Here is an 8,112-nt window from a genome sequence, read left to right on the forward strand (position 1 = left end):
CATTTCCGGGCTGCGTTCAACGCAAATGGCGACCCGTTCATCGGGGCGCACGCCCAGTGCAATCAGGTGATGGGCCAGTTGGTTGGCTCGTTGATTCAGCTCCCCGTAATGTAAGGTGTGTTCATGGAAAACAACGGCGATGGCCTCGGGGTGCTGCGCTGCCTGCGCCTCAATGTGTTGGTGAATCAATGGGGGATGCAGAGACAGATCCGTTGAGAAATCGGTCTGTGTGGTATTGAAATCCACCAGCACTTGTTGACGTTCAGCCGGAGGTAATATCGGCAGGTTTCGGATTGGTTCCTCAAAAGTGGTGAGGGCATTCTCCATCATCACCATAAAACGGGATTGAAGAGCGATGATTTCATCACGGCTCAGGACGGTCGGTGAAAACTCAAACTCAAGACTGAAAGGCTTACGAGTGTCTTCACTATTACTGAATGCATACTGATGAATGGTGACAATGAGCGGGAACGGAGAACCTCGCTGAATTTTTGCATATTTGAGTGTGGCATTGGGTATCGCTGCATTTACTTCGATCTGTTCAAATGACAGCATCACATCAAAGAGCTGAGTATGGCCTGTTTTCCGTTGGGTTCGAATGTGCCGGTTGATCTCTGCGATGGGCAGGCGCTGGCGCTTATAGCAGCGGCGTAATTCTGCTGCAGCCTTATGCATGACATCAAGAAATGTGTCATCGGGTGCAACCGTGATACCGACAGGAATCACAGACGAAAACATGCCCACCATCCGTTTTTGCCGGCTGTTTTTGCGGTTGTGCACGGGAATGCCGATAACTATCTCTTCACTGCCAGTCCCTTGGGAAAAAGAAAGCGTACGTGAAAAATAGCACGCTAAAATGGCATACATGAAATGCAGGACAGATAATCCGTGCTCATTCACCAGGCTTTCGATGCGCTGAAAAAGGGCGCGGTCCAATGGCCAGCTCAGCGGTTCGGAATGCCCGTAGTCTATTGCTTGATTGGCATGTGATGCTTTGATTAAAGCAGGGGGCAGATTTTTATAGCGCTCCAGCCAGAATTGCTTATCTTGCGTATAGCGTTGTGAATTTTGGTAAGCGCGGTCTTCGTTGACGAAATCGAGATAAGACGGGGGAATTTCGGTTGGTTGTTCCCCCCGGATTAACAAACTATAAGTATTGGCGATGTCTTCGGGAACCAGCCCCAGCGTGATGCCATCTCCGATTAAATGGTGGCAACAGAACTGCCAATACCAGCGGTTTTCACTTACCCGCAGCAATTCGAAACGCCATAACTCACTGTTCAAATCAAACGGGCGCATGAAGGCAGCACGGATATGTTGTTCAGCTTGTTCTTCCGGATGGGTATACCCGGTGAAATCATGGATTGTCACAGATACCGGCACAGATTCCATAACTTCTTGCAGGGGCAGTTTCTGGGTATTGATGAGTTTCAAACGCAATGCATCATGACGCCCAATAACGATTTCAAAGGCACGAACTAACAATGCCTCATCCAACTCTCCCTCAAATTGAATAACAGAACCAATATTGTAACAAGGGTTGTTTGGCCGGAGGATTTGGTCAAGCCAGACAGCTTGCTGGGTAGAACTGAGAGAAAACTGATGGGAAGGAGATGCAGAATGATTCTCAAACAAATGTTGGCCTTCATTGTTGATAGGACCGTATGAATTAGGCATTGCTAAACTCCTGCTAGCGAGGCTATGAACCAGACTAATGAATTAAATGTGAGTTATGTGACATTGCTACATACTGATAAGTTGAATAACTAACTATTTCATAAGTAGATACTTTATTTTTTTAACCTTGCTTATAGAAGTGTTTTTATTCGTCTATTTTTGATAGGAGATAATAAAAATGCTGATACGAATGTTGTGTACTTTAAGAAGGGAGAGGGATGAGGAGTTAATTGGACGCATGGGAAGAGCAAAATGGAAAGTGTGGGAGCGAACTGGAAATCAGGGCAAACAGTAAGGGAGTAAAAAGGGGGGGAGACTGCTTTTCAGCAGTCATTTGATAAAAGAAAGTAATGCGCATGCATGGATATTGGCAGCTTCTGAGGTCAGGTGCACTAATCCCCGCTTTAGCAAGCGTAAATCAAATTTACTGCCATCCCAGATAAGTGGATCAACGAAATTCTCAGACAATAAGTCCGGTGAATAATAGGTTGTACCTTTTAATGGCGGCTTGCGTTCTGGCACCGGAACATCCCAGTCACCAATGCGCGTGATTTGCGGATTGGGTTTAAGACGATACTCACAATTCGGATCGAATGTCAGGGGTTTGGTGCAATCCTGCCAACTGACACAAGCACTGGAGCGTTCCTGAAACCAACGCCATGGTTCGTCACTTTCAATTGCAAAATTGGCATATTTAACAATTAATTCTGAGTGCGAATGTGGATAAGCAGCAGTTACAGCTTCAGGATGCACAAAAGTGCCATTGATCATATAACTGCCATCATCATTTACTGTGATTTTATATATCTTATTTTTGATTAAATTGTGTTGGGGATCATTCTCCCCAATATACTTGACGTGCATGTAGACACCTCGATCTTTGAAATATCTCATTCGACACAAATTAAGTCGTGAATGCGCCAAAATTAGTTAACTTGTACAGGTTTATCAGTATTTATCTAAAATGTTCATAACTTTCATAGATGTAAGAATCTTACCTAACGTTTTGGCAAAATTTGATAAACCAATGTTGTATTTTGTATATGAAATTGATTTTTTGAGGGTTCGCCGTGGTGGTGGTAGTTTCATTTAATTACGATGAAATTTAACATTTACCTGCTTTGTACCTGTTTTGCCTTTGATGAAGTGTCTGTGCTGCCGCATCCGCAGTACTGGCATTTAATCATCTGATTTTATGCAGTGTAGACACTTCATCCGTCATTTCATTTATTCTCGCCGTCTTCCAACATATATTTTTGTTGCTGTGCTTACGACGCTACCCCAAGGCTATTGAGCCATTGCGCTGGCATGGTAAATGATATGTTTTTCAATGAAGCTGGCAATAAAATAATAGCTATGGTCATACTCCGGATGAAAATTAATGCTAACCGGATAACCAATTTCATCACAAACCGTTTGCAAGAGCTCAGGACGCAACTGGTTATCCAGAAAATCATCATTTAGCCCCTGTTCAATCAGGATCGGGAGCTTCTCTTGCACATGTCGGATCAATTCAACTGTGTCATATTGCTTCCAGACAGCGATATCTTCGCCAAGGTATGCGGAAAATGCATTTTGACCCCACGGAACCTGACTGGGTGCCACAATGGGGGAAAAAGCGGATACACTGCGATAACGCCCCGGATTTTTCAATGCAATGACCATTGCACCGTGTCCTCCCATTGAGTGTCCGCTAATCGCCCGAACATCAGTCACAGCAAAATGTGCTTCAATCAGTGCCGGCAATTCGGAGACAACATAGTCGTACATGCGATAATGCGCAGCCCAAGGCTGCTGCACGGCATTGAGATAGAAACCCGCACCTTGCCCAAGAGAATAAACCGGGTCATCAGCAACGCCATCACCTCTCGGGCTGGTATCGGGGGCAACAATGACGATACCATGTTCAGCCGCATAACGTTGGGCACCGGCTTTTGTGATGAAATTCTGTTCAGTGCAGGTTAAGCCTGAAAGCCAATACAGAACAGGTAATTTTTGCTCTTTTATTTGCGGGGGCAGGAAAATTGCAAAACGCATCTGGCAACCCAAAACCGCTGATTCATGTTGATAAACATCCTGCCATCCGCCATAACAGGCGTGATGCTCAATTCTTTCCATTACCTTTCTCTTTTCTCTCAAATTAGTTTCAATGTATTGGCGGTTCGCCGATACCGCATTGACTGGTAACGCGGTATCGGGTTTCTGTCGCCAAGAAATAATAAAACCACGCGATCAGTAATGAATGACTGTCCGGATCGATTTGCCCTCATGCATCAAATCGAACGCTTCATTGATGTCTTCCAGAGGCATGGTATGGGTAACAAAAGGAGCAAGCTCAATTTCACCTTTCATGGCTTCTTCCACCATTCCCGGCAATTGGCTGCGGCCTTTTACGCCTCCGAAGGCGGTGCCTTTCCATGTACGTCCTGTGACAAGCTGGAATGGCCGGGTAGAAATCTCCTGACCCGCACCTGCCACGCCGATGATTACTGATTGACCCCAGCCACGATGTGCACTCTCAAGTGCCGCCCGCATGACATTAACGTTGCCAATACACTCGAAAGTGTGATCAACGCCCCATTTTGTCATATCCAAAATAACTTGTTGGATGGGTTTTTCATGATCGTTGGGATTGATGCAATCAGTTGCACCAAACTGCTTGGCCAATTCAAATTTTGCCGGATTGGTATCGATGGCAATAATGCGTCCAGCTTTTGCTTGTCTTGCCCCCTGAATAACAGCAAGGCCAATGCCCCCCAGCCCGAAGACTGCCACAGAATCCCCCGGCTGCACTTTGGCTGTATTATGGACAGCACCAATACCGGTTGTGACACCGCAGCCCAACAGACAAACATGTTCATGATTTGCAGTGGGGTTGATTTTAGCCAGTGAGACTTCCGCAACTACCGTATATTCACTGAATGTGGAACATCCCATGTAATGATAGAGAGGCTGACCATTGTAGGAAAAACGTGTTGTACCATCCGGCATAAGGCCTTTGCCCTGTGTGTCGCGCACGGCAATGCAAAGATTTGTCTTGCCGGATTGGCAGAACTCACATTTGCCGCATTCAGCGGTATACAATGGAATAACATGATCGCCGGGTTTAACACTGGTTACTCCGTCACCTACCTCAATAACCACTCCAGCCCCTTCGTGGCCCAGAACGACAGGAAATAAGCCTTCGGGATCGTCACCTGACAGGGTAAAGGCATCTGTATGGCAAACACCGGTGTGGCTGATTTTGATCATCACTTCACCAGCTTTCGGGGGAGCAACATCGATTTCGACAATTTCGAGAGGTTGATTTGGCCCAAAGGCAACGGCAGCGCGCGATTTCATAAAGTTCCTCTTTTGGCTGAGCATATTTTTTGCTGAGAATAGTCTTATATTGATAACGCTATAGTTGTATCGCAAATTCAATAATCGGGCGTTATGGTTTGTGCTAACTGTGATCATTGTTCCATTTTGGCTGGTGATGAAATATGGAGAGTTATCTAAAAAAGGCTAACTTTAATGGGACATCTTATTAAATTGCATAATAAGTGAAGCTGATCGCAATTCATTCAGTGATGTTTTATTGTACTGGAATCCTTAAACCTTCCCGATATATTCTGTATTCCGGCAAAAGGATTCCTTTTTGATAAGGCCAGTTTCATCCATTCCGCTCCCAATAATATTGAATATGGAGTTTAATTCATGCGAACAACGTCAGCACTATTTCTCTTATTCGGCACGATGTTTATGGCGGGCGGATATGGTGCGACCTTCTTGATTTCAGAATATTTCCGATCACATGGCGGAAGTGATATTGATACCGGGGCAACCCTTAGCGTGGCTTTAATCGGTACATTAATTGGCGTGCCCTTGGTTGGATGGTTTTCTGGCAAACTGGAGGCGTCGCGTTTTGCTGCCCTTGCTGCATTATCGATGTCTTGTGGCTACTTTCTTTTCAGCAGTTCCGGGGGAGGGCTGAATTACACGCTACGCATTGCTGCTTTTTTGATTGGACTCGGTTGGGGGATGTTTTACATCAGCGGGCCAATGGCGCTGTCTGAGCGTGTTTCTGATGCAGACAGAGGGCATTGGTTTACGCGTTTCAGTGCGTTTCAAATGGCAGGTATTTGTGGCAGCCCAATTATCCTGACCATCGCGGTGCAACAGGGGCAAATGCCTATCTTAATCACTTTTCTCCTGATTGGTGTGGTAGGCATTTTTGCCGCTCTATTTTTCGTACTTTTTGGAAGCAGGGAACCCCGTGAGCAACGGGAATTATCATTGCGGCCTTGGGTGAGGAACATAACAAAGATTGCGAAAAGCAGCGCGATCCGGCCTATCATTATGGTCGGGCTTGGAGGCTGTGTGTTTTCCGGCATGATGGCATTTCAGGGTTCATTGGTCGAAGGAACGCGTGCCAATGCCAGTACATTTTTCGCTGTTCATGCGCTGACCGTCGTTGTATCGCGCCTTTTGCTGGCACGTTATTTATCAATCATTCCCCGTATACCACTCATCACCGCATTAATGACATGTCTGATTCTGGGCATTTTATTTTTACTTGGTATGCCTGTTCACCCAGCCTTTCAGATTGCTGCGGCCATTTTCACTGGTTTAGGTTATGGGTTGGTGTACCCGGTGATTCAAACATGGGCAATCAATGACTCGGCCCTTGCAAACCGCCATGCCGCTCTGACTTGGTTCGTTGTTGCTTATTTTGTGGGGATATTTGGATTCCCGATGATCGGTGGCTGGCTCTTGGTTGAAGCTGGAAAGAATGTATTTATCATCGTATTGGCAGCAATAGCCGTCCTTGAGCTTGTTATGGCGTTATTTAGGAGCGTAAGCCAGTCTAAGCCTAATGGAATGGGGGAGTCTCTAGTAAAATAATTAAATTTAAATTATAGACTTTTTTCTGTTTTTGCATTGGAATGCTCTATAACAATAGAGCATCACCGCTATTATCAGAAGATATGTATATATTGTTAATTTCTTTTCCTTCTTTAAACCATATTTGATGGATAGGATTAAATTCAAAAGCAGGAGCATCAGAGAGCATTTTAAAACCTACTCGTGTTGGAATAACAGTATCGATTGCAATATTTTCAATTTGTATTTTCATGTCATCAAATGCTTTGCATTGGCGTACATAATCATCTTTATTGTAATTATTTCCATTTTCATTCATTTTAGCCATATGCTCATTTTTATTAAAAAATAAGCGTTGTACGTCGTCGACTAAACAGCAATTAGAAACAATAATTTTTATTGCTCGCAATTCCAAACCGCACTACCGCAAGTTGCATAAGGTTTGGCTACAGCAAGCCCGACAGGCGTTACAAAAATCGAATTAGCTTAAATTTCATTTCAGAAACAAACGCACGTGTTCGGAGCATGAGCAATTTTGGCTTTTTACCGGATTAGGCTATGGATTGGTGTATCCGGTCATTCAAACATGGGCAATCAATGACTCCGCCCTTGAAAACCTTATTCATTATGATATTGGCAGCAATAGCCATTCTTGAGCTTGTTATGGCGTTATTAAAAGTTTTTATCAGTAGACCAACAAATAACAGCAGTAATTAAGCAGTTATCATCAACGTTGAAAAAAGTGAATGGCGATAGATTTATCAACGCTTCACGCTGTGTCGATAGCATGGAGAAAATAAGAGTTGCATGTCGTTAATATATTGTCTTAATCAAAGCGAAACACTGATTTTACCTGACTGATAAGGGACGACTAACTCACAAACATAGAGAGAAAAGGATGGATATTTATGACCCATTTTCGGAAGAAAACGCATCAGATCATCTTGGTTCTATCGGTCAAAGTTGAATTCTTTTAACAGATTTTTTCACTTTTTAGCTCTTCATTGTGGCTCATACTCGGGTGAAATATATTTAAAGATAAAAAAACATGGAAAATGGCGAGTGAATTTTATTATCTCAACATTATTAACTTAATTTTGCTGTAATAAATCTAAAGTCTGGAGTTAAAAAAACAATAGAATATAATCAGGTAAACCAGTAGTAAAATTTCATTTTGGATTTCAGTTTGTTCTTTAAGTTTATTTTTTCTGTTGGGAATTATGATTATCGTATGACTTTCTCAATGAGTACATTTATTGTGAGTATATTTTAATCATCATGTTTTATATAACCTTAATAGTAACAAAAGCGATAACTTATTTTTATCAGAAATTGCAGATTTTATTTTTTAATAAAAAAACAACTTGCAGTATAAAAAGGAAATAATATAGTTATGGATAGAGAATGCTTACTTGTTGATTTTAAAGATACTGACGTTTACCAAGAGTCGAGTATTATTATAGCCACTTATACTGGAGATGGCTCGCATAAAGTAGTTACAAGCAATAATGTTTTTCTTAAAATATATCGAATAATTAAAATGTGGTAATATACGCAATGAATTTCAAG

Annotated in this window: 6 protein-coding genes; 1 reads left to right on the plus strand and 5 read right to left on the minus strand. The window is 43.0% G+C overall.

The annotated features are described in order from the left end of the window. The 4 genes from FE392_RS19245 to FE392_RS19260 all read right to left on the minus strand — a co-directional run. The coding region (locus FE392_RS19245; protein ID WP_319931758.1) for a condensation domain-containing protein at nucleotides 1-1,677 on the minus strand (1,677 nt) is incomplete at its 3' end. A gap of 330 nt (nucleotides 1,678-2,007) precedes the next feature. Then, nucleotides 2,008-2,541 carry a hypothetical protein gene (locus FE392_RS19250; protein WP_319931759.1) on the minus strand — a complete coding sequence of 178 codons (534 nt, stop codon included), beginning with the start codon at nucleotides 2,539-2,541 and terminating at the stop codon, nucleotides 2,008-2,010. A 423-nt stretch (nucleotides 2,542-2,964) separates the two neighbouring features. Beyond that, nucleotides 2,965-3,795, minus strand: a complete 831-nt coding sequence (fghA, locus tag FE392_RS19255; protein ID WP_319931760.1) for an S-formylglutathione hydrolase — start codon at nucleotides 3,793-3,795, stop codon at nucleotides 2,965-2,967. A 114-nt stretch (nucleotides 3,796-3,909) separates the two neighbouring features. Further along, complete coding sequence (locus FE392_RS19260) at nucleotides 3,910-5,019, minus strand: S-(hydroxymethyl)glutathione dehydrogenase/class III alcohol dehydrogenase (protein ID WP_319931761.1); 1,110 nt, start codon at nucleotides 5,017-5,019, stop codon at nucleotides 3,910-3,912. 357 nt (nucleotides 5,020-5,376) lie between these two features. On the opposite strand from FE392_RS19260, the gene FE392_RS19265 reads away from it, so the two are divergent. Next, on the plus strand, nucleotides 5,377-6,564 hold the full coding sequence (locus tag FE392_RS19265; RefSeq protein WP_319931762.1) for an MFS transporter: 1,188 nt from the start codon (nucleotides 5,377-5,379) through the stop codon (nucleotides 6,562-6,564). Nucleotides 6,565-6,610: 46 nt separating this feature from the next. Here the strand turns inward: FE392_RS19265 and FE392_RS19270 are convergent, their stop codons facing one another. Continuing rightward, nucleotides 6,611-6,871, minus strand: a complete 261-nt coding sequence (locus FE392_RS19270) for a hypothetical protein (protein ID WP_319931763.1) — start codon at nucleotides 6,869-6,871, stop codon at nucleotides 6,611-6,613. Between the last annotated feature and the right edge of the window lie 1,241 nt (nucleotides 6,872-8,112).

The organism is Xenorhabdus santafensis, assembly GCF_033949405.1.
In the GTDB taxonomy this organism is placed as follows: Bacteria; Pseudomonadota; Gammaproteobacteria; order Enterobacterales; family Enterobacteriaceae; genus Xenorhabdus; species Xenorhabdus santafensis.